The 20,997-nt window shown below is 57.2% G+C and carries 14 protein-coding genes and 2 pseudogenes; 11 read left to right on the top strand and 5 right to left on the bottom strand.

Annotation, left to right across the window (positions count from 1 at the left end; all coding sequences use genetic code 11):
- Positions 1-91 precede the first annotated feature (91 nt).
- Both O9H32_RS23695 and yhbH read right to left on the bottom strand, forming a co-directional pair.
- Positions 92-1,507, bottom strand: coding sequence for a SpoVR family protein (locus O9H32_RS23695; protein WP_269868591.1), 1,416 nt, complete (start codon positions 1,505-1,507; stop codon positions 92-94).
- Positions 1,504-2,664 (bottom strand): sporulation protein YhbH, encoded by a 1,161-nt coding sequence (yhbH, locus tag O9H32_RS23690; RefSeq protein WP_269868590.1) that lies wholly within the window; start codon positions 2,662-2,664, stop codon positions 1,504-1,506. The genes O9H32_RS23695 and yhbH overlap by 4 nt, the downstream gene beginning before the upstream one ends.
- Positions 2,665-3,029: 365 nt before the next feature.
- Here yhbH and asnA point away from each other — a divergent pair, with 365 nt between their 5' ends.
- Positions 3,030-4,055 (top strand): aspartate--ammonia ligase, encoded by a 1,026-nt coding sequence (gene asnA, locus O9H32_RS23685; RefSeq protein ID WP_269868682.1) that lies wholly within the window; start codon positions 3,030-3,032, stop codon positions 4,053-4,055.
- 347 nt (positions 4,056-4,402) lie between these two features.
- Positions 4,403-5,677 (top strand): sensor histidine kinase, encoded by a 1,275-nt coding sequence (locus tag O9H32_RS23680; protein WP_269868589.1) that lies wholly within the window; start codon positions 4,403-4,405, stop codon positions 5,675-5,677.
- Here O9H32_RS23680 and O9H32_RS23675 read toward each other — a convergent pair.
- Positions 5,674-6,240, bottom strand: a complete 567-nt coding sequence (locus O9H32_RS23675) for an NADPH-dependent FMN reductase (protein ID WP_269868588.1) — start codon at positions 6,238-6,240, stop codon at positions 5,674-5,676. The two genes, O9H32_RS23680 and O9H32_RS23675, sit on opposite strands and share 4 nt — an antisense overlap.
- 177 nt (positions 6,241-6,417) lie before the next feature.
- Between O9H32_RS23675 and O9H32_RS23670 the strand changes: the two genes are divergently transcribed.
- The 7 genes and pseudogenes from O9H32_RS23670 to O9H32_RS23640 all read left to right on the top strand — a co-directional run.
- A complete protein-coding gene (locus O9H32_RS23670; protein ID WP_269868587.1) occupies positions 6,418-8,004 on the top strand; it encodes a response regulator transcription factor in 1,587 nt (528 codons plus the stop codon).
- 22 nt (positions 8,005-8,026) lie between these two features.
- The gene (locus tag O9H32_RS23665) at positions 8,027-9,793 is read left to right on the top strand and encodes a sensor histidine kinase (protein WP_269868586.1); all 1,767 of its coding nucleotides are present in this window, start codon (positions 8,027-8,029) and stop codon (positions 9,791-9,793) included.
- Between the two features lie 367 nt (positions 9,794-10,160).
- The gene (locus tag O9H32_RS23660; protein ID WP_269868585.1) at positions 10,161-11,840 is read left to right on the top strand and encodes an ABC transporter substrate-binding protein; all 1,680 of its coding nucleotides are present in this window, start codon (positions 10,161-10,163) and stop codon (positions 11,838-11,840) included.
- A 120-nt stretch (positions 11,841-11,960) separates the two neighbouring features.
- Positions 11,961-12,932: an ABC transporter permease gene (locus O9H32_RS23655; RefSeq protein ID WP_269868584.1), complete on the top strand. Its 972-nt coding sequence runs from the start codon at positions 11,961-11,963 to the stop codon at positions 12,930-12,932.
- 84 nt (positions 12,933-13,016) lie between these two features.
- Positions 13,017-13,934: a carbohydrate ABC transporter permease gene (locus O9H32_RS23650; RefSeq protein WP_269868583.1), complete on the top strand. Its 918-nt coding sequence runs from the start codon at positions 13,017-13,019 to the stop codon at positions 13,932-13,934.
- Positions 13,935-13,976: 42 nt separating this feature from the next.
- Positions 13,977-14,990 carry an endo-1,4-beta-xylanase gene (locus O9H32_RS23645; RefSeq protein WP_269868582.1) on the top strand — a complete coding sequence of 338 codons (1,014 nt, stop codon included), beginning with the start codon at positions 13,977-13,979 and terminating at the stop codon, positions 14,988-14,990.
- A pseudogene (locus tag O9H32_RS23640) lies at positions 14,984-15,215 on the top strand (D-mannonate oxidoreductase); the annotation flags it as partial. The gene O9H32_RS23645 and the pseudogene O9H32_RS23640, both read left to right, overlap by 7 nt.
- A gap of 629 nt (positions 15,216-15,844) precedes the next feature.
- Here the strand turns inward: O9H32_RS23640 and O9H32_RS23635 are convergent.
- Both O9H32_RS23635 and O9H32_RS23630 read right to left on the bottom strand, forming a co-directional pair.
- Positions 15,845-17,623 (bottom strand): S8 family serine peptidase, encoded by a 1,779-nt coding sequence (locus tag O9H32_RS23635; protein ID WP_269868581.1) that lies wholly within the window; start codon positions 17,621-17,623, stop codon positions 15,845-15,847.
- 227 nt (positions 17,624-17,850) lie between these two features.
- Positions 17,851-18,015, bottom strand: coding sequence for a hypothetical protein (locus O9H32_RS23630; protein ID WP_269868580.1), 165 nt, complete (start codon positions 18,013-18,015; stop codon positions 17,851-17,853).
- Positions 18,016-18,085: 70 nt separating this feature from the next.
- On the opposite strand from O9H32_RS23630, the gene O9H32_RS23625 reads away from it, so the two are divergent.
- Both O9H32_RS23625 and O9H32_RS23620 read left to right on the top strand, forming a co-directional pair.
- On the top strand, positions 18,086-19,687 hold the full coding sequence (locus tag O9H32_RS23625) for an ethanolamine ammonia-lyase reactivating factor EutA (protein ID WP_269868579.1): 1,602 nt from the start codon (positions 18,086-18,088) through the stop codon (positions 19,685-19,687).
- A pseudogene (locus O9H32_RS23620) lies at positions 19,611-20,974 on the top strand (ethanolamine ammonia-lyase subunit EutB). Before O9H32_RS23625 ends, O9H32_RS23620 begins: the two are co-directional and overlap by 77 nt.
- Positions 20,975-20,997 lie beyond the last annotated feature (23 nt).

Below are 20,997 nucleotides of genomic sequence, written 5' to 3'. Positions count from 1 at the left end.
GCCGCGGCCTTTTTGTGTTCATCGGGAAGTGACCATACTGAACCTGCATGCCTATTTATATCAGAAATTTCAGATAATATAACCCGCAGGTTCACAGAAACTTCCGGTTGTGCTTCCGTCCGTCATACGAGAAGAGAACGGGCTTGCCTTCGATCATGCTCTCCAGGTAAACGGGCTTGCCCCAGAGCCGGTGGATATAAGGAAGGGTGCGCTCCACATACTTGAGATCGAGCTCGGTACCTTCGTACATGTGGCGCAGGTACAGTTCTCCGCTGCGCTCATAGTCGCCGTCTTCCACGACAATGTAAGGGAAGCCGCCATTCACCCGGGCGAAGATAAGCTGATCGCGGATATTCTCCCACGATTTGTCTGTGATTTTCCACTCGGGTCCCTTCTTCTCGAATACATAGAGATCGAGCTCGTCGACGAGCTGCTTCGTCATGTAGTTGCGGATGAAGGAGGAGTCGGAGTCGAATTCGCGCACCTCGAACATCTTCTGCCGGCCTTCGCCCCCCTTGTAGCCGAATTTCTCGCGGTCCTCGCGGCTGGGATTCTCCCAGCGCTTCTCAATATCCTCGAAGATTTTGAGCCCGAGATAGTAAGGATTGAGGCTGTGACGGGATGGGACGACAACCGAAGAGTTCAGCTTGGCGTATTCGATCGTCTCATCCTCGGTGAGGTCGAGCTCCCGCAGGATGCGCTGATGCCAATAGGAGGCCCAGCCCTCGTTCATGATCTTCGTCTCCATCTGCGGCCAGAAATACAGCATCTCGTCGCGCAGCATCGTCATGATGTCCCGCTGCCAGTCTTTCATATACGGAGCATACTCCTCGATGAAGAGCATGAGATCCTTCTCCGGCCGGGGCGGGAACTTGGAGGGGCCTTCCTTGCTCTCGGGCGCTTTGGGCTTCTCGTCCAGATCCCAGAGGTCTTCATAGCCGAAAGTCCGCTCGGTCGGCAGGGACGCGGCTTCGGTCCGCAGTCCGCTCATCCCGCGCTGGGGCTTGGAGATCAGGGGATCGACATGCTCCTGGATGGCCAGTACGGCGTCGATGAATTTCTCGACCTCCTCGCTGCCGTATTCGATCTCGTACTGCCGGATCCGCTCGGCCGTAGCCGACATGCTCTCGACCATGTTCCGGTTCGTCTTCGAGAAACGGACGTTGTTCTTGAAGAAGTCGCAGTGCGCCAGGACGTGAGCGACAATGAGCTTGTTCTGGATGAGCGAGTTGCCGTCGAGCAGGAACGCGTAGCACGGATCGGAGTTGATGACGAGCTCGTAGATCTTGCTGAGGCCGAAGTCATACTGCATTTTCATCTTGTGGAACGTCTTGCCGAAGCTCCAGTGGCTGAAGCGGGTGGGCATCCCGTAGGCGCCGAAGGTATAGATGATCTCGGCCGGGCAGATCTCATAGCGCATCGGATAGAAGTCGAGTCCGAAACCGGTGGCGACTTCCGTAATTTCGGCAATGGCATACTCCAGTTTTTTGATATCATCGAGCTTCATCGGGCGGCTCTCCCTTCGAGATTTTTGGGGAAGAAGGTCCGCAGCGCTTTATATACTTCGCCTTTCTCGCGGATGACATAATGCACGAACTTCGGATCGTGGATATTGCGGTAGGCCGACATGAGGGTGGAACTCCGGTTATATTGGTTAACCTCGCCGTAGCCGAACAGGTTCGCCCGCTTCACGAGTTCGCCGATAAGCTTCACGCAGCGCTCGTTGTCCGAAGTCAGGTTGTCGCCGTCGGAGAAGTGGAACGGGTAGATGTTATAGCGGGAAGGCGGGTATTTGCGGTCGATGAGATCGACAGCGAGCTGGTAAGCGGAGGAGCAGATCGTGCCGCCGCTCTCACCCTTCGTGAAGAACTCTTCCTCTGTCACTTCCTTCGCTTCCGTATGATGCGCGATGAAGACAATCTCCACATGCTCGTACTTGGTGCGCAGGAAGCGGGTCATCCAGAAGAAGAACGAGCGGGCAATATATTTCTCGAACGATCCCATGGAACCCGAGGTATCCATCATGGCCAGGATCAACGCATTGGACTGCGGCGTAATGATCTCATCCCAGGTGCGAAAGCGCAGATCATCCGGCGAGATATGATGGATGCCCGGGGTGCCCTCGCGTGAGTTGCGGCGGAGGTTCTCCATGATCGTCCGTTTCTTGTCGATGTTGGACATAATGCCCTTCTTGCGCACGTCGTTGAAAATAATCTCTTTGGTCGTTATGTTATCCTTTTCTTTCTGCTGCAGGTTCGGCAGCTCCAGTTCCTCGAAGAGCATCGTCTGAAGCTCCTCCATCTGGACCTCCGCATCGTAATAATCGTCGCCGGGCTGGTCGCCCGCCCCTTCACCTTTGCCTGCCCCTTTGGCCGGCTGCGGATCGACCCCGAGCACATCGCCGACCTGACTGTCGCCGTCACCTTGACCGACATGCTTGCTCTTGTTGTAGTTATAACGGAAACGGTACTCATCCAGGGAGCGGATAGGTACCTTCACGATCTGCTTGCCGTCCGACATCACGATGCTCTCGTCCGTCACCAGGTCAGGCAGGTTTTGTTTGATGGCTTCGCGTACTTTTTCCTGATGGCGGGTCTGGTCTTGATATCCTTTGCGGTGCAGGGACCAATCTTCTCTTGAGACGGTAAATAAAGGCTCTGTCATGCGGGACACCTCCTGAAGTGGGCTTCATGGTAAGCAAAATGAGAAACCGGATGATGGTTTCGGAAGAACAAGACTTTATAAAAAGAGTGCTTGTTACTAACTATATTCAAGGAGGACGGGGATATGTGATGGGAGCAGGTGCCTATTTTTTTTCGGAGAGGCGTTCGTCCCTCCTTACTCCTCCGAAGTTGCTAGAATAACAGAACCCGGAATGCTCGGCGGTAGAACAATGAGGGAGATCCATATATCTCAATAAAACATTAATATTGTAATCTATGGGATAATTTAGTAGATTAAAGAAGAGAAGCGGTATTGTGCCGCAGAAGGCGACGACGCCAAACTAATCAGGAGAGAAGGTAAGGATGATGAACCCAGTAGTGGTAACGGAGAATACGGCGGGAGCGCGGGCGAGGGAAACCGAGAAGCGGGCGGCTGGCGCCAAAGGGATGTTCGAAGCGAAGCTGAGCGGCAAGTTGAACCTGATGAAAGTGTCCGCGCCCTTATTCGTAGCGGCCGGTACCGGAATCAACGACAACCTGAACGGGTGGGAGCGGTCCGTTGCCTTCGACGCGGCGGGGAGCGGAGATGATCCTCTGCAGCTCGAAGTCGTGCAGTCCCTGGCGAAGTGGAAACGGATGGCGGCGCGCTATTACGGGCTGGAGCCGGGCGAAGGGCTGTACACGGACATGAAGGCGATCCGGCGGGACGAGACGACAGGACCGCTGCACTCGTATCTTGTCGACCAGTGGGACTGGGAGAAAGTGATCTCGCGGGAAGAGCGGCATCTGGAGACGTTGAAAGCTGCGGTGAGGCTCATCTATGAGGCGCTGAAAGAAACGGAAGCGGAGCTTGCCACCCTGTATCCTGAGCTCACGCCGGTGCTGCCGGAGGAGATTCACTTCGTAACGACACAGGAGCTCGAGAATGCTTACGCAGCGCTGTCTCCGAAGGAGCGGGAGCATGCGGCCGCGCGGGAGAAAGGTGCCGTCTTCCTGCTGCGGATCGGGGGCAAGCTGGCCTCCGGAGACATTCATGACGGGAGATCCCCGGATTATGACGACTGGCAGCTGAACGGGGATCTGATCGTATGGTATCCAGTGCTGGAGACGTCCTTCGAGATCTCCTCTATGGGTGTGCGGGTGGACGAGGCCGCGCTCGAGGCCCAGCTCCGGGAGAGCGGCTGCGAAGAACGGTTGTCGCTTCCCTTCCACCGGATGCTGATGAACCAGGAACTGCCTTATACGATGGGCGGGGGAATCGGCCAGTCGCGGGTGGCGATGTTCCTGCTCCGCAAGGCGCACATCGGGGAAGTGCAGATGTCCGTCTGGCCGGCAGAAACGGTGGAGGCGTGCAGGGAGAGAGGAATACTGCTGCTGAATCCGGCGGATTGAAGCTCATGCCCGGGTAACGCTGCGGCGAAGCGCCGCAGCCTATAACAAGCCTGTCTGACTGAAGAAGGCAGACAGGCTTGTTTGAACTATTAGAACTTATATACTAGAGCTCGATCCTGTCTTCTTATATTTCTAATAAACGCGCGTAGTCCTTAAAGGACTACGCGCGTTTATCTTGGACCGCGTTTATGGGCGGGGCGAATTTGAGGCTAGGGTAGGATGACCCCGGGATGAGGGAGCGGGTTTTGCCGTTTTTTTCCTTGCCTGCGGCAGGATTGCGCACCCTCGTGTCGAATCAGGTTTAAGGAACGATAGCATGAAGCCAAAACCGTATTGGGGTTGACCTGATGAGTTTGTTTAAAGAGATAATCCTGCAGCTCTTTTTCGCCCTTGCGCCATTCGTGGCCTACAATATCTATTACCGGGATAAGCTTCGGAATTACAGTCCATGGTTTATCCTCGCGACGAGCTCCGCCTGCCTGCTGCTTTCCATGACGTTCGCTTCGAGTCGGACGGAAGGACTCATTTTCGACATCCGGTACGTGATGATCTTCTTCGCCCTCGTGTATGGGGGGCTTCAGACCGCGGTCATCCTGTCGCTGGAATTCGTGGTATACCGCTTTTACATCGGCGGGCAGGGAGCGTCCGTGTCGCTGTTCATCCTCGCGTGCAGCTTCGGGCTATCCCTGATTCTGTGTGAGTGGTATAAGAGTACGTACCGCAAGTCCTTGGTCACCTTCACGGCCGGCGTTGTCTTCTCCGTCGTTCCTCTCGGGCTGGTCTACTTCTTCTTCCCGGCCCAAGTGATGCTGCACCTCCCTTTTCATATGGTCGTCATCCCCATTCAGAACGCACTTGGCGTCTGGCTTCTGATGTCGTTGTTCAGCAAGTCGGTGGCGGACAAGGATCTATTCATCCGGCATGCGCAGCACGAGAAGATTGAGACGATGAGCCATGTGGCGGCTTCCCTGGCGCATGAGGTCCGCAATCCGCTTACGGCAGTGAAGGGCTTCCTCAAGCTAATCCGGGAGAACCCGGACAACCATGCCAAGATCGATCAATATATTGCCATCTCGCTCGAGGAAATTCAGCGGACGGAGACGATTCTGTCCGATTATTTGTCGATATCCAAGCCGCGCGCCGAACGGAGCGAACTCGTCGACCTGTCGGAACAGCTGCAGGCCATCGGCGAAGTCATGTCACCGTTCGCCAACATGAACAATGTAGAGCTGGAGATCCATACGCCGGGAGAGCCTCTGCGGATGATGGCCAATCCTGACGAAATCAAGCAGGTGCTGCTCAACTTCATCAAGAATGCCGTCGAAGCCTGTTCGGAAGTGCCGAACGGCAAAGTCAGTCTCCGGCTGACGTCAGAGGACCGCCACGCCCTGCTCACGATCAAGGATAATGGGATCGGCATGAACGAAAGCCAGATGAACCGGCTCGGTTCCATCTACTTCTCGACCAAATCGAATGGTACGGGACTCGGTCTGACCTATTCGTACCAAGTCATTCATGCGCTTGGAGGCAGCGTGATGGTTACTTCGAGGGCACAGCACGGAACCAAGTTCGCAATCACGCTGCCGCTCGGATCCTGGGATAATGCCTTGGGGCCGAACTAGGCCCGGACCTCGGCCGCATGCCGCAGCAGCACCCCCAGCAGCATCTTCAGCCTATCCTTCGTTGCCTCATCGGTTATCTCGTCTCCCTTCAGCTTTTTGTTCACGAACGGAACGGCAAGGTTCATCGAAGGATCGAGCTTGGCCGTCATCATCCCGAGAGTAAGCAGAAGAGAAGCCTGTGCGATCTCTCCTCCGGTCTCGAAGGGAGAAGCCGAGATGACGGAGACCGGTTTGTTCACGAGCTCTCCCGAGGACACGATCCAGTCCAGGGCATTCTTCAGGGAGCCGGGCACACCCCTGGCGTATTCCGGGGTACAGATCAACAGGGCGTCTGCAGATTGGAGCCGGCTGCGGAAGGAGCGAACCGCCTCTGGAGCCTCATCCCCTTCCTGGTCCAGATCGGGATTGAAGTGTGGCAGTTCTCCGGCCGCTTCGAAGAAGGATACATGCACGGAACCGGGCGCCAGTGCAGCTATGGCTTTTAGGAGATCCGTATTGGAGGAGCGGCTGCGCAGACTCCCGGAGAGGGCCAGCAGGTTCAGCTTAGGGCTTTCATTGATCATGGATATGCATCCTTTCTACTTCCAGTATGTAACAATTATACTCTTTAATCTCCAAAGTAAAAGGTAAAGTCGGATGGGTATCCAGAAGTAGGAAATTGAATTATACTAACTTGAAAACGATTACAAACTAGGAAATACAAAATAGGCTTGAAGAAAAGCGAGAGGAGGAGCCTGCCGATGCTGAAAGTGCTGCTGGTGGACGATGAGATGTTCGTGCGGATGGGACTGCGGAGTCTCATCGATTGGGAGGGTCTCGGCTACGAGGTATGCGGGGAGGCGGAGAACGGGGAAGAGGCGCATGCGGAGATCCGGCGGCTCGACCCGGATCTGGTCATTACGGATATCCGGATGCCGGTGCTGGACGGCCTCGGGCTCATTCGGACCGTGACGGAGGAGCAGGCATCTCCGCCTTCCTTCGTGATCATCAGCGGCTATCATGATTTTCATTATGCCCAGAAGGCGCTCCGCTACGGCGTACAGGATTATCTCCTGAAGCCGGTCGACGACGAGGAGATGCAGGATACGCTGAAGAAGCTGGCCGGCCGGCTCAGCCTGCGGCGGCTGTCCCGCTCATACGTCGATCCGCCTGCGGAGGGATTCTCCGCCGCGCTGGATCTGCTCATCCATGGCAACGTACGGCCCGAAGATGCCTTCGGGGTGTCCGCCGTCTTGGGTATGGAGCAGTCTTCCCAGTTTACCTATATCATGCTTACGGTGCAGACGGACCCTGCAGGAGGGGCGGAGCCGCCAGCGGCAGGGTCGCTGCCGAGGCGGCTTGCCCCCGTGGTGAAGAGACGGCTCGGAGGGGAGTCCGGCGAGTTGCCGATGGTGGAAGGGCAGCCGGGCGTGTATGGCCTGCTCTTGGATCACGCCCGGCTTGAGGGGTCTGGGGAGCCGCTGTACCGCTTTCTAAGCCTCTTGCATCGCGAGCTGTCCCTCGCGGCTTGCGGGCCGGTATCGCTCTACGCCGGACGAACGGTAGAGCGGATATCCGACGTGCCCCTATCCTACCGCACAGCGCATGAAGCATACGCCTACAAATTCGCGGAGGATGGGCAGCCGGTGATTGCTTACGAGCACGTACAAGGTACGCCCTTGTCCTATTTTGACATCGACCCGGTCCTGTATTCGCAGCTCGTGGACCAGCTCGAGGAGAACCGGCTGGATGCCTGCCTCCGCACACTGGACGATATGATCCTCCAGTTCAAGACCAAGCGTCTGGCTCCGAGCGCGGTCGCGAACAGCGTCACCCGCTGCGTCATTGATATCGTGAATGTGATCCGCGGCATGGAGGGCGATGAGAACAGTCTGGCTACTCTGCAGAATCTCATGGAATGGCAGGGGCGCGAGTCCGGCCTCTCTGCACTTAGAGAGCATTTCGCCGCATTCCTTACAGAAGCTTCGGCTTGTATCGGGCGTCTTAGGAAGGAGCAGGCGAAGGGCGGCATTGAGAAAATCAGGAAGTTTATCGAGAGCCATTATATGGAGAATATCAGCTTGAAGAGCATCGCCGCCCGCTTCTATATGAATCCCGTGTATCTCGGGCAGCTGTTCCGCAAAACGTACGGCGCTTACTTCAACGATTATTTGCTCGGCATCCGCATTGGAGAGGCGAAGAGGCTCCTGAGGCAGACGGACCTGCGGATGTACGAGGTCGCCGACAAAGTGGGCTTTCAGAACGCCGATTATTTCGTCACCCAATTCGAAAAGCTGGAGGGCGTCACGCCGACGGAATACCGCAACAAGCTGATCGGCAAGGCTTGACAGGAAGGAGGCAAGTACAGGCATGGGCAAGCTGCATCTTAACCATATGAGACTGCGTGACAAGTGGCTGCTGATGTATGTCCTGTCGGTATTCATCCCGATCGTGCTCACCAATGTGGTGTTCTATCATGTAACTACAACCAATATCAAGAACCAGAAGCACCGGGATGCCTCTGTCGCGATCGACAAGACGGGAAGCGAGATCCAAGGTCTCATAGACGAGGCGGCCGGGGTATCGTATCTTTTCTTCTCCGATCCTCTGCTGAATGAAACGCTGGACCGGGACTACAAGTCCTCACTGGATTACATTGAAGTGTACCAGAACACGCTGCGGGGCATGTTCGATAAGTATAACGAGACGACCTACCGGTCCATCCAGCGGATCGAAGTGTACTCGGACAACAGATCTCTGCTTGCTTCGGGGAGTATGGAGTATATCAGCGACACGGTCCGCAGCACTCCGTGGTACAAGGAACTGATGAAAGCCCCGGCGCCTAACCCCGTGCTGCTCCGGACGGGAGAGACGCTGAGCCTCCTTCAGCGGCTTGATAATTACAAATATTACAATGTTCACGAGAAGTTCGTGAAGATCGATCTGAATATGACGATCATCCAACAGCGTCTGCGCAATTCCACCTTCGACGGTGAACTCTATTTCGTGAGCCGGGAAGGGCGCATTACTTCCACGAATGTGCCGGGAGTGGACTGGAAGAGTGGCGGTTCATTTTTCTCCGCTCTTACTTCCCGGGAGAAAACCCTGCAGTTTGAAGTGCCTTATACGACCCGCAGCTACCTCTCCGGGTGGAGTCTTCACGGGACCATGAACGACAAGGTGGTGCTCGAGGAAGTACGAAAGTCCTGGAAGTTCCTGATCTACCTGGCCTGCCTCAATTTCGTCATCCCGTCGATCATCATTATGGCGATGTCACGCTCGATCCACGTCCGCCTTGTCCGCATCTTAAGGCATATGAAGAAGGTAAAGAACCAGAACTTCGAAGAGATTCCGGACGAAGAGTACCAGGATGAGATCGGCCAGCTCACAGCGGAATTCAACCGGATGACCACCCGGATCCGAAGTCTGATCGATGATGTGTATATAGCAGATATCCAGAAGAAGGATTCGGAGCTAAAGCAGCGCCAGGCCCAGCTTCATGCGCTTCAGAGCCAGATCAACCCCCACTTCATGTTCAATGTGCTGGAGACGGTGCGTATGCGCAGCCTAATGAAGGGGGAGGGAGAGACGGCGAAGATCATCCAGCATATGGCCAAAATTTTCCGCAAATCGATCTCCTGGGGCAGGGACTGGGTCAGCGTGCGGGAGGAGATGGAGCTCATCGAGCGATTCCTCGAAATTCAGAAATACCGCTTCGGCGACAAGCTGGATTACCGGATCACCCTGGATCCTGCGGCTTGCGACCTGCCGATTCCGAAGATGACGCTGCTGCCCTTCGTGGAGAATGCGAGCATGCATGGCATCGAGACTTCGCCCCGCAAAGGGCTGATCGTTATCGTTATCGCGGTCGACGAGGAGCGCGGGGAGCTCGTGTTCTCCATCCGGGATAACGGCATCGGCATGAGTGCTTCGAAGCTGAATGAAATCATGGGCTACTTGAGGGAAGATGATTCCATGGGAGATCGGGTCGGCATGAAGAATGCATATTACCGTCTAGGGTTGTGCTTTCACGATCTCTTCCAGTTCCACATCGACAGTGAAGAAGGCACGGGCACGTGTGTGCAGATCCGTCTGCCGCTCCGGGGGAGGGAAGCCTCTTTGCCGCAACCCTCTTAACCTCGGGGTTAACTGTTGCGGCTTACCTCAATAGGGACAGCAATCAGGTGCTGCCGCCGTCTCTGCTCAGGGGCGGTCCCGTGTCTGCGGTACGGGGAACATGCCGCGATACTTATCGGCCGCAGCCTCCTTTTCATCGTCAGGGCTTCCCGCAGAAGCCCTATTTTCTTTTCCCGGGTTTGCCGGTGCTGCCCAAGCCGGCAGGCCAAAAAGCAGGCAAGCGCTGCTGGTACCTGACATTGTTCTTACTATGCTTTTCAAAGTGAGAACTAAAGTTTAAGGGGTACATCGAGAAAGCGCTACCGCGTTATACTGAAAATGCTTACAGCGAGAACGAATTTGAAGATCGAAAGGGGTAGTCACTCAGATGATCAACCATACAAAGCTGGCCGCCGTAAGCTTGGCGGTGCTGCTTGCAGCGACAGCTGCGGGCTGCAGCAGCGACAAACAGCCGGAGGCGGGAGCCGCGCAGGAGTCTGCGGGTGCTGCGGACGACAAGACGCCGGTCACATTCACGTATTTCTCCTTCGGCAAGGAGAAGGATGTCAATACGAACGAGACCGTCATCGGCAAGGAGCTCGAGAAGCAGACGGGCGTCAACTTCAAGATTGAATATGCGGTCGGCGATTCTAAGACGAAGTCAGGTGTCATGATCGCGAGCGGCGACTATGCGGATGTCATCGTGCCGGATGGCGAGATCGACAAGCTGCTGGATGCGGGAGCGTTCATCGCCCTTGACGAGCTCATTGAGAAGTACGGCCCGAACATCAAGCGGGTATACGGGCCTTATATGGACAAATTCCGGCAGGAAGACGGCAAGATCTATCATCTCCCGTTTTCCGCCAACCAAGGCTACATCACCGATCCGAGCATCTCCCAGGGCGCTTTCTGGATTCAGCGCTCGGTGCTGAAGGAGTTTGGTTATCCGAAGATCAAGACGCTCGACGAGTACTTTGACCTCATTAAGCAATACAAGGAGAAGCATCCACAGGTTGACGGCAAGGATACGATCGGCTTCGCGGCCTTCGCTGGCGTCAAGGACAACTTCTTCGCGCTGACGAACGCTTCGATGCACCTGGCCGGTTACCCGAATGACGGCGGTGTCATTGTCGACATGAAGACGCAGGAAGCCAAGGTATACTCTGCTGGCGAATACGAGAAGCGCTGGATCAAAAAGCTTAACGAAGTGAACGCCCAGGGGCTCTTCGATCCGGAATCGTTCACAGTGAACAAAGACCAATATCTGGCAAAGCTCACCTCTGGCCGCGTGCTGGGGTACTTCGGTTATGGCTGGCTCGTCGGCGACGCGACGAACAACCTGAAGAAAGCCGGCATCGACGAGAAACGCTACGCGCCGCTGCCGATCGTCTTCGACAAGGACATCAAGGACCAGTACCTCGATCCGCCGGCGTTCGTCAACAACCGCGGGATCGGCATCTCGGTCAAGGCGAAAGACCCGGTCCGCATCATCAAGTATTTCGACAACCTGCTCAAGGAAGAGAATCAGATCCTTGTCCAGTGGGGCATCAAGGACCAGACTTACACTGTCAATGACAAAGGGCGCTTTGTCCTGACACCGGAGATGTCCAAGAAGCGCAATGATCCGGATTTTAAGCGTTCCTTTGGCTTCCAGTACTTCGAGTACAGCTGGCCGCGTTACGGCAACAATTCCGTGCTGAAGGACGGCAACGCCTACGCCGTAGGCAACCAGCCGGAAGTGGCGGAGATGGACTATACCGAGGGAGACAAGAAGATCCTCGAAGCTTATGGGGCGAAAACCTTCGCGGACATGTTCTCGAAGCCGGATGACCGTCCTTGGTACCCTGCATGGAGCATCAATCTCGGTCAAGGAACACCGGAGCAGATTTTCGGACAGAAGTCGCAGGATCTGCAGCTGAAGTATTTGCCGAAGCTCATCATGGGCTCGCCGGATGCGTTCGAGGGAACGTGGAACGAATATACCACCGAGTTCGGCAAGCTGGACAGCAAGACATATGAGGCGACGGTAACGAAGATTGTCAAAAATCGCGCGGCAGGCAAATGGTAATACGGAAGGGGCACTGCCCCTGGTCGTGAGGTACGGAAGGCGGACGAAGGGCCGGAGGCAAAAGCCTTCCGGTTCTCAGCCCGCAAGTGGTAAAGGGAGTTAGGAAAGGAGCTGCATCCAGTGGAGAAACCTATAGAGAATGTATTTCCGGCCGGAGCCCGGCCTGCTGCAGAACCTTCCGGGCTGAGATTGTTTTTTAAGAAGCTTATACAGCAGAAGGCGCTGGTGTTCATGTCGGTCCCGTTCCTGCTGTGGCTGATCGTGTTCAAATATGTACCGCTCTGGGGCTGGGTGACCGCCTTCCAGAAGTATCGTCCTGCCAAGAGCTTCGCTGACCAGCAGTGGGTAGGCTGGCTGAACTTCCAGATGATTTTCAAAGACGCGGCCTTTTATCAAGTGCTGCGCAATACGCTCGTTCAGAGCTCGATCAAGCTGATCCTCGGTTTCGTTACTGCGATTGTGCTCGCCATCCTGCTCAATGAGCTGCGGAACCTGCTGTTCAAACGTGTCGTACAGACGGTTTCTTACCTGCCCCACTTCGTATCCTGGGTCGTGGCAGCGAGTATTATTTCGACCACGCTTGCACCGGAAGGCATTGTGAACGTGCTGTTACTGAAGCTCGGCTGGATCTCCGCGCCGGTGCTGTGGCTGGGCAAGGGAGAGTATTTCTGGGGCATCCTGGGGGCCTCCGAGGTATGGAAGGACGTAGGCTGGAACACCATTATCTATCTTGCCGCGATAACTACGATCGATCCGTCACAGTATGAAGCGGCCGAGATTGACGGAGCGAACCGCTTCCAGCGGATCTGGCACATTACGATGCCGGGACTGAAGCCGGTCATCGTCATTCTGCTCATTCTTAATATCGGGAATATTCTGGAGTCTGGATTCGAGCCGCAGTACCTGATCGGCAACGGGATGACCGTTGATTATTCCGACAACCTGGACATATATGTACTGAAGTGGGGCCTTAACCTCGGGAACTATTCCTTGGCCACAGCGGCCGGGATGTTCAAGACCGTGGTGAGCTTTATTCTGTTGATCTCGGCGAACAGTATCTCTAAGCGGCTCGGAGGCAGCCGTCTGTACTGACCGCATGCCTTTAGCTCGATAACTTAACGGAAGCCCATAAGCTGGCCTTCTTTTTACACCCCATAGCAGGAGGTAGGAACAACAATGAGCGAACCATCCGCTTCCGGAACAAGATACAAGAGTATGCCGGACAAAGTGTTCGATGTGTGCAATATCGTATTCATGGCGTGTCTGATGATCGTTACGCTGTATCCGTTCGTGAACATGCTGGCGGTCTCGTTCAACGATGCGAATGACTCGATCCGGGGAGGAATTTATTTATGGCCCCGCATGTGGACTCTGGAGAATTACGACTACATCTTCAGCGAAGCTTCCGTCTACAAGGCTACGCTGATCTCCGTCCTGCGCACGGTGCTCGGCACGGTGATCTCGGTCTTCTGCACGGCCATGCTGGCTTACACGCTAACCCGCCCGGATTTTGTGCTGCGCAAATTCATGTCGCTGGCCTTTCTCTTCACGATGTACTTCAGCGGCGGCCTGATCCCGGGCTACCTGCTGATCCGGGGCCTCGGCCTCACCAACTCGTTCTGGGTGTACATTCTTCCCGCCATCATCGGCGTGTTCAATCTCATCGTGATCCGCTCCTTCATCGAAGGGCTGCCAGAGGGCCTGCTGGAATCCGCCCGGATTGACGGGGCCGGCGAATTCGCCACGTTCCTGCAGATCGTCCTGCCGCTAACGATTCCCGCTCTGGCGACCGTGTCGCTGTTCGTAGCCGTAGGCCAGTGGAATTCTTGGTTCGATGTCTTCCTGTATAACTCATCGAATGTGAATCTGAGCACTCTGCAGTACGAGCTGCAGAAGATTCTGCAGACGACCAACACGTCAGCGACATCGGCTGCCGACCAATTCGCTTCGGCACAGGGCAACGTCACGTTCGTGACTCCTACCTCCATCCGGGCGACGATGACCATCATCGCGAGCGTACCGATTATCCTTGTATACCCGTTCTTGCAGAAGTATTTTGTTAAAGGGTTGACGGTCGGCGGAGTGAAGGGCTGATATCAGCAATAAAAAACATTCGAAAAGGTGGTTGGGCAGCAAATGGAGCAGACGCGCCAAGATCAGATGACGATTCCCTCTCTGAAGGAGGTCTATGCGGACCGGTTTGCGGTCGGTGCGGCGGTCAACCCGCTGACGATCGTCACGCAGAAGGAACTGCTGGCGGCACACTTCAGCAGCATTACGGCGGAGAACGAAATGAAGCCGGTCTCCGTACAGCCTGAGGAGGGACGGTTTACGTTCGACGACGCGGACCGCATTGCCGCTTTTGCCGCAGCGCACGGGATGAAGATGCGCGGGCATACGCTCGTCTGGCATAATCAGACGCCGGATTGGATGTTCTTGGACGGCGCGGGACATCCCGCGGGCAAGGAATTGGTTCTTCGGCGGATGAGAGATCATATCGATGCCGTCGTAGGCCGTTACCGGGACCGCATCCAGGTGTGGGATGTCGTCAATGAAGCGGTATCGGACGAGGGGCCGCAGCTCCTCCGCTCCTCGCAGTGGCTGGATGCGGCAGGCGACGAATTCATCCGGCGGGCCTTCGAATATGCGCATGAGGCGGATCCGCAGGCACTGCTGTTCTACAACGACTACAACGAGTGCCATCCGGACAAAAGAGAGCGGATCTACCAGCTTCTGAAGTCCCTGAAGGAGCAGGGGACGCCGGTTCACGGCATGGGCATGCAGGGGCATTGGAGCCTGCAGCGACCATCCGTGGACGAGATCCGGGCGGCGGTCGAGCGGTACGCGTCACTGGACCTGCAGCTGCATGTCACGGAGCTCGATGTGTCGGTATTCGAGTGGGATGACCAACGGACCGATCTGCTGCAGCCGACGGAGGAGATGCTGGAAGCCCAGGAGCGGCGGTACGAAGAGATCTTCGGGCTGCTGCGGGAGTACAGCGGCGTCATTACGTCTGTTACGTTCTGGGGAGCAGCCGACGATTATACGTGGCTCGATCACTTTCCGGTGCGAAACCGCAAGAACTGGCCCTTTCTGTTCGACGAGAAGCATCAGCCGAAGAAGGCCTTCTGGAGAGCTGTACAGCTATAAAGCCGGGGAAGCTGCTCGCGAACGAAGACGGTGCGCTCGCGGAGCGTTCACGCAAGATCATCATGCCATACGCCGATGCGCCGGTTTGGCAAAGCCGGAGGATCAGCTGTGTACGCTGATCTGGCTTGCCGACGGGAGCAGATGGGGCTCGTATCGGAGATTACGGTGCCGGTAGACGGAGGGTTCCTTGCTTATGCGGGGGATGAGCACGAGCGTCGGCCTTAGCGGATGGCAGACGGCACGGAGTGGCGTACGCTGCTGCCCGGCTCAGCATAAGTGGAGATAGGGCTGACGGTCATTATTCCGTCAGCCTATTCCCTTTGGGAGGAAGAATGGAAGGCCGGCACGCGGAGATGAAAGAAATGGCGGGACTACGATGCCTTAGAGAGAATGGAAGGCGACGTCTCTTCTCGCTCTCGAAAGAAATGCATACGTACAAGTTCCCTGAAAAGGGGAGAGCCTCAAATGATGATTGCCTTGGTATGGACGGCGCACCAGGGTTGGATCTCGGGGAATACCGTGCAGATAAACGGTCCCGTCGTAGGCTTACATGAAAGTGTGCTCGAAGCCAGCAAAGCGCCTCGCCTGGCCCAGGCCAGCAGAGCGCCTCGCCTGCTCAGGCCAGCAAAGCGCCTCGCTCGCTCAGGTCAGCAAAGCGCGCCTCGCCCGCTCAGGCCAGCAGAGCGCCTCGCCTGGCCCAGGCCAGCGAAGTGTCTCACCCGCACAGGTCAGCGAAGTGTCTCACCAGCTCAAGCCAGCAAAGCGCGCCTCGCCCGCTCAGGCCAGCAGAGCGCCTCGCCTGGCTCAGGCCAGCAGAGCGCCTCGCCCGCTAGGGCTTGCAGCCACTCGCTCACTCAAGCTTGCAGCTTCTCGCCCTCCAAGCTTCGAGTTCCTTGGTGCTCCTCCCTCCAACGCAAGGCTTCTTCAACAGCTGCCTTGGCATCCGCCCTCCCGTGGCCGAACCAAGGGCTCCAAGTTCCGTCGGCATCCTGGATGTCCTGGAAGTCCCCCCGGTCAAACGGAACGATCGGAGAGACATCCCAGGAAGGATCGGGATCGAATAGGGCGGGCGGCGTCTTCGCGTACCCTTCCAGACTCAGATCCTTCGACGCGGTCCGCTTCAGTATGGAGGCGAGCTCCAGCGCGCTGAGATGGGGATTCGCCGACAATACCAGCGCGGCTATGCCTGCGGTCAACGGCGTGGCGCTGGAGGTCCCTCCGAAGCTGTCGGTTACCCCTTGTCCCTCGGCCGTCGTAATGCCAAGCCCTTGTACCGGCATGCGGTAGTATTCATGCACATTGCTGGTCGGGGCGCAGATCGAGATCCCCGTTCCGTAATTAGAATAATGGCTGCGCTGCGCGGTGCTGGCCAGCGCAGCCACGTGCAGAACGCCGGGGACACCGACCAGATTATTCGTGAAGACACGGGTCTTCTCCACCCCTACCCAGACCAGCGACCCGTCGCTTCTGAAGTTCACTCCGCTGGTGTAAGGGACATCTACCGGAGCGGTATACTGAATGGGGCAGTTCTCGTTCCCGGCTGCCCAGAGGAAGAGGATACCTTGTCCCCGCCGTCCTCCTGTCTGGGCGAGTTCGGTGATCCGGCGGATCACTACGTCCGGCCACAGGCTTACGGGCACACCGCCCCAGGAGTTCGAGAGGATGTCCACTTTATCCTGAACGTAGTTCAGTGCCCGCAGCAGTTTGGAATCGCTGATGAACAGGGAAGGTCCGCTCGACTCCCACTTGATGGGCAGCAGCCTGCATCCCGGAGCGGCTCCGACTGTGAGGAGGGCATCGATCTCCGCACCGATCACACCGGAGCAGGAGGTTCCGTGATCCGAACCGGGCTCGTACATACTGCGGGGATCCGCATCGACGTCTTTATTCGTGATGAGGCGAGGACCTTTGAAGTAACCCCATCCGGCGAACTTGTCCGCGGAGTCGAAGTCGGCATGGTCCAGTCTGCAGCCATCGTCCGTTACGCCGATCACCACATCGGGACTGCCGTGGTGCCCCAGCAGCTCCCACGCCTCTTCACACCGCGTGGAAGCCCTTGGATCGAATGAAGGATCCTCGCAGCGGGTATGAAGATGCCACTGCTTCGGATAAGAAGGGTCCGTCGGCATAGACATTCCATATTTGTTCATAAGGTAGTTGAGATCGTGCTCGGCCGACTCGACCAGAGGCTCATCTTCCATAAGGGTAACGACCAATTTTACTGGATTGATGCCTGTTTGATCGGTAAGTTGGAAGAGATAATCCCGGTCGCTGTACGCTTCCAACGTGAAGAGGCCGTAGCGGCCGGCAAATGAGCCGATCTCCTCGGACGTCAAAGGTTCCCGGAAGGAGACAATGACACGGTCGGTAATGAGAAACTCCTTCTGGGTATCGGAGACACGGTACACGTGATGCGTCGGGGCCACATTGCGGGCCCGGTTCATCAGCGGCTCGAGCTCAGACTTCGCCGTTACCACGCGGGAAGAGGAAGTAGATACCTGCATGGCATCCGCGATCCCGATCTTCTGCTTGAGCTCGGAGGGAAGGGCACGTACTACGAATTGGTCGGGCTGCTTCGTAAGAGCAATTTTCTTTCCGGCACGGTACGTATAAACTTCCTCATTAGGCGTCATGTGATCGTCTCCTTTGTTCGAATGGTCTGCTGGGTGGACAGAGACACGAAATCGAAAACAAAAGCAAACACCTGTTCTTATTTCTTGTTGTAAAAACCATATTATACCATGATGAAGAACAAATCAAGTGAAAATTAACTTGATCTATATTGACTCGAAAAGAGGCGGACATGTAGAATAAATAAAAAGGGCGCATTGTAATGTAACCTAACATATTCTTCTTGGAGTCATTGCTCCGATTCATCAAGCGTTTGAGGAACAGCCATTTTCTGCTGAAAGTAGAGATAAGGTTGATAAACTCGGAACGCTTTTTTTAATATATAACGGCGAAGCCTTTTATCTTGTACCTGTTTTTGTGCCTGAGTAAGGGCAAAGGTGCTCTGCAGATTCATGTGCGGTATCTTTACAGGGCTCGAAACCGCCGGCCTCGGCAAGGCAGGTCCTATTCCATTGGAGGCTTGCATGGATGAACAGTGGATTACCAGCGTAGGCATTGATCTCGGCACAAGCACGACGAAGTGGATCCTCTCCGGCTTGAAGCTGGTCCGTACATCGGGAGTCTGGGCGCTTCCCGCAGTGGATATTACCGAGAGGGTGATCCGTTACTGTTCACCGATCTATCCGACTCCGCTGCGGGGCGGAATCGAGATAGACGCCGTCGCTTTGGCGGCGCTGATGGCTTCGGAGTATGAGAGGGCGGGGATCGTTCCGGGGGACATCCAGTCCGGGGCTGTTATCATTACGGGAGAGACGGCGGCTAAGCTCCATGCCGCAGAACTTGTTGCGGCGTTCGCCCGCGAGGCGGGGACTTTCGTAGTGGCGGCAGCGGGTGCGGATCTCGAAGCGCTGCTGGCCGGCAGAGGGTCCGGGGCGGCCGCCTACTCCTGCGAAGTGCAAGGAACGCTGGTCAACATCGATATCGGCGGGGGGACCGCGAATGCTGCTTACTTCCGGGACGGAGAGATGACGCATACCGTCACCTTGCATATCGGCGGCCGGTTGATCCGTGTTGAAGCGGACGGAACAGTTCTTTATGTGGCGGAGCCGCTGCGGCGCTGGATGGCCAATCTGCCGCCCTGTCTTCAGACATTGGAGGGCGGGCGGACGGATTACGATACGCTCCAAGAGCTTTGCAACGCAATGGCGGCGGACCTTATTGCCTATATCAGCGGCACAGGGCTAGCGGAGCTTAGGGGGCGGATCTCGGAACTGCTCGTCTCGCCACCGGATAGCCCCCTCCCCGTGCCCGGGGAGATCTGGATCTCCGGAGGTGTCGGCGCGTTAATGGATGTGCCTCCGCCCCGCTCCCTTGGGGAGACGGTGCGCTATGGCGATATCGGCCCGCTGCTCGCGGCAGCGCTTCAGGAACAGGCCGGGACTACCCCCGTCCCTCTGCGTCCCGCCGAACAACGCGAGCGCGCCACCGTGATCGGCGCGGGGACGCAGACGACCGAGCTCAGCGGCGCTACGATGTATGCCGACGCCGAAGTGCTCCCCCTTCGCGGCGTGTCTGTAGTGGCATGTCCGCTGCCGCCGGAAGGCGGCACCGGCATGCTTGATGCGGTGCTGCTGCGGGACGCCCTGCAAGCCGCGGTGAAGCGGGGGGCCTCCCTCTACGGGGGCGTGCCTGCTGATCCGCCCTTCGCCTTGGCACTGCGCGGAGCTGCTTACTGCTCCTATCGCCGTCTTCAGCGGCTGGCGGAGGCCCTGATCGAGGCGTATGGCTGCGCCGCTCCGGAAGCTCATGTGCTGCTGGTCGTCTGCGAGATCGACATGGCCAAGTCGCTTGGCCACCAGCTGGCCCGGCGGCTCAAAGCTCGCGGTGTGATGACGGTATGTCTCGACCAGCTGCGCCCGGAGGAAGCCGACTATCTTGATATCGGCGCACCGCTTGGGGAGGAGGTCATTCCGGTGGTGCGCCGGACGCTCGTGTTTCAGAAGCGGCCGGCCGGCAGGCTAGGTCCCAGGGAGGGTGAGGTGGGGGGGAATGAAGCTGGAAGCAGCGCTGCGGGGGAGAAGATACACCTTCGCCGATCTCAAGGAAGTGATGGCGAAGGCGAATGAGGAACGGTCTGGCGACGCCTTGGCAGGTATCGGAGCTGGGGATCTGACGGAGCGGATCGCCGCCAAGGTGGTGCTGGCGGACACGACGCTGGAAGATCTGCGGAAGCATCCGCTCCTGCCGCCGGACCAAGATGAGGTGTCCCGGGTGATTGAAGAGGCGGTAGAAGAAGAGATCTACCGGGAAGTGAAGGGCTGGACGGTCGGCGGGCTGAGGGAATACCTGCTGCGCACCGATACGGCTGGCAGCGACATGCTGCGCACGGCACGGGGACTGACGAGCGAGATGATCGCGGCCGTCTGCAAGCTCATGTCCAATATGGATCTGATCCAAGCTGCTTCACAGATTGAGACCATCACGACCTGCCGCACGTCCATTGGACAGAAGGGTACGCTCGCCTCCCGCGCCCAGCCGAACCACCCGGCAGACAGCATTGGCGGCATGAAAGCCGCCCTGTTCGAAGCGCTGAGCTACGGCGTGGGGGATGCCGTCATTGGGATCAATCCCGTGGGTGACTCGGTTCAGACGGTTCAGGCGCTGCTGCACGCGACCCGGGAGGTCATCGACCGCTGGTCGATCCCGACCCAGAATTGCGTGCTTGCCCACGTAACGACACAGATGCGGGCTGTAGAAGGCGGCGCACCGGCCGACATGCTGTTCCAGAGCCTGGCCGGGACAGAGGAAGGCAATCGGGGTTTCGGGATCTCCACCCAGCTGCTGGAGGAGGCCGATGCGCTGATCCGGGAGCGGGGAGCGGCTGGGGGGCCGCACCGCTGGTACTTCGAGACGGGTCAGGGCTCCGAGCTTTCGTCCGGCGCGCATGCCGGGGTGGACCAAGTAACGCTGGAGGCCCGTTGTTATGGGCTCGCCAAGCGCTTCCGGCCTTTCCTAGTCAACACCGTCGTAGGCTTCATCGGCCCGGAGTACTTGTATGCAGCAAGCAGGTGATCCGGGCGGGGCTCGAAGATCATTTTATGGGCAAACTGCACGGTCTGCCGATGGGAGTGGACATCTGCTATACGAACCATATGATAGCCGACCAGAACGACATGGAGTCCCTCGGCGTACTCCTCGGGGCTGCCGGCGTCAACTTCGTGATCGGCGTGCCGATGGCCGATGACTGCATGCTGAACTACCAGTCGATGAGCTACCATGATATCGCCTCCCTGCGGGAAGTCCTGGACCGTCGTCCGGCACCGGCCTTCGAGGCTTGGATGGAGCGCTGGGAGCTGCTGGAGGCCGGCCGGCTGACACCGCAGGCTGGGATCGGGGCGAGATTTGCTCTCTGAGCGGGCAAAAGGATAGGCGGCTC

Source organism: Paenibacillus caseinilyticus, assembly GCF_027533645.1.
Lineage (GTDB): Bacteria > Bacillota > Bacilli > Paenibacillales > NBRC-103111 > Paenibacillus_G > Paenibacillus_G caseinilyticus.
This window is presented reverse-complemented; position numbering and strand designations above follow the sequence as displayed.